Annotated in this window: 2 protein-coding genes; both read left to right on the top strand. The window is 70.8% G+C overall.

Annotation, left to right across the window (positions count from 1 at the left end; all coding sequences use genetic code 11):
* Positions 1-27 precede the first annotated feature (27 nt).
* The gene (locus AC6EI8_RS26180; protein ID WP_149316879.1) at positions 28-1,677 is read left to right on the top strand and encodes a PqiB family protein; all 1,650 of its coding nucleotides are present in this window, start codon (positions 28-30) and stop codon (positions 1,675-1,677) included.
* A partial coding sequence (locus AC6EI8_RS26175; protein ID WP_498383345.1) for a PqiC family protein occupies positions 1,674-2,251 on the top strand: 578 nt, incomplete at its 3' end. The genes AC6EI8_RS26180 and AC6EI8_RS26175, both read left to right, overlap by 4 nt.

The raw sequence follows: 2,251 nt of genomic DNA, 5'->3' as shown, positions 1-2,251 counted from the left end.
ACACCGACGCAAGCTGGACTTTTATCGATGCCCGATCCGGACAACCTTTCCTCCTCTCCTCCGCCCGCGCGGCCGCCACAGCCCGGCGAGCCGGCGCGCCGGCGCCGCGCGCGCTGGCTGCCATCGGTGGTCTGGCTGATTCCCATCGTCGCCGCCGTGGTGGGGCTGTCGCTGCTGTTCCATACGCTGTCGCAGCGCGGCCCCGAGATCCAGGTCACCTTCCGCACCGCGGAGGGGCTGGCTCCAGGCAAGACGCCGGTGCGCTACAAGGACGTCGATATCGGCCTCGTCAAGTCCGTGCGGCTGGCCCCCGACCGCTCGCATGTGGTCGCGACGATCGACCTGACCAAGGACGCGGACAACTTCGCGGTCAAGGACACGCGTTTCTGGGTGGTGCGGCCGCGGCTGGCCGTCAGCGGCGTATCGGGACTGGAGACGCTGCTGTCCGGCTCCTATGTCGGCGTCGACGCCGGCAAGTCCGAGGAAAGCCAGCGCGAGTTCGTCGGCCTGGAAACCCCGCCGGTGGTCACCACCGACTCGTCCGGCAAGCAGTTCGTGCTGCGCGCCGCGGACCTGGGTTCGCTCGACATCGGCTCGCCGGTCTACTACCGGCGCGTGCAGGTCGGCCAGGTGGTCGCCTATCAGCTCGAACCGGCCGGCCGCGACATCACGCTGCGGGTCTTCATCAACAAGCCCTACGACGAACTGGTCACCGCAGACACGCGCTTCTGGCATGCCAGCGGCGTCGACCTGAAGCTCGATGCGGGCGGCTTCAAGCTCAATACGCAGTCGCTGGTGACGATGCTGCTCGGCGGAGTCGCCTTCCAGGCGCCGCCGAACTCGAACGTGACCGAGGCCGCCAAGGAGAACACCCAGTTCCTGCTGGCGGGCGACCAGGCCGACGCGATGAAGGAGCCCGAGGAACTGGCGCCGACGCTGGCGGTGCTGAACTTCGAGCAATCGGTGCGGGGCCTGGCGCCCGGCGCGCCGGTGGACTTCCGCGGCGTGGTGGTCGGCCAGGTGCGCTCGATCGGCATCGATTACGTGCGCGAGACCAAGTCGTTCCGGCTGCCGGTCGTGGTCGAGCTCTATCCGTCGCGGATGGGCTTCCGCGAGCGCGACCTTGCCGACCGCGAGCGCGCCCGCCAGCTGATGCTGGGCCTGATCCAGCGCGGCCTGCGCGCGCAGTTGCGCACCGGCAACCTGCTGACCGGCCAGCTGTACGTGGCGCTCGACTTCTTCCCCAACGCCAAGGCGGTCAAGCCGCCGGCCGATACCGCGATCGCCGAGCTGCCGACCATGCCCGGCGCGCTCGACGAACTGCAGGCCAAGCTCGGCAGCATCGTCGGCAAGATCGAGAAGGTGCCGTTCGATGAGATCGGCCAGGATCTGCGCAAGACGGTGGCGCAGCTGAACACGACGCTGGCCAGCGCGGACAAGCTGGTCGCGCAGCTGCAGGGCGACGTCGCGCCCGAGGTGCTGGCGGCCCTGCAGGACGCGCGCCGCACCATCCAGTCGGCCAACGGCACGCTGGCCTCGGACGCGCCGCTGCAGCAGGACACGCGCCGCATGCTGCAGGAGCTGACGCGCACCGCGATCTCGCTGCGCACGCTGACCGACTACCTCGAACGCCATCCCGAAGCGCTGCTGCGCGGCAAGACGGAGACTCAACGATGAAGGGCCCGCTTATCCTGTCCCGCCGGCTGCGCGCCGCGACGTTTGCCACAGCCTGCGCCGGCGCCCTGCTGCTCGGCGGCTGCGCGTCGTCGTCGGAGCCGCGCTACTACACGCTGGCGCACGGCGGCGAGGCCGCTGCGGCCGGCGCGGCGATGCCCGCCACCGCGGTGGTGAGCGGCGCCAATTCGCCCACGGGCACAGGCACGGGCACAAGCGCCGCCAGCCAGCCGCTGTGGATCGAGGTCGCGCCGGCGCGCGTGCCGGAACGGCTCAATCGCCAGCAGATCGTGATTGGCGGCGCCGACGGCCGCGTGACCCCGCTCGACATGGCGCGCTGGTCGGCGCCGCTGCCCGACGAGTGGCGCGATGCGCTGTCGCAGCGCCTGCAGATCGTGCTGGGCGCGGTCGATGTCTATCAGCAGGGACTGAGCGGCGTGCAGCCGCTGTACCGCATCACCACCGAGGTGGTGCGGCTCGATGCGCAGCCCGGCACGCGCGTCGGCGCCACCGTCAACTGGACCGTGCGCCGCCTGCCCGATGGCCGCACGCTGGCCGGACGCACGCAGGCCGAACT

Source organism: Cupriavidus sp. R6-3, assembly GCF_059772245.1.
The sequence above is the reverse complement of the archived record's forward strand: the minus strand, read 5'-3'. Positions and strand labels throughout refer to the sequence as shown.

Coding starts and splice junctions, on each gene's coding strand:
- AC6EI8_RS26180 (WP_149316879.1), top strand. CDS start 28: ATGCCCGATCCGGACAACCTTTCCTCCTCTCCTCCGCCCGCGCGGCCG.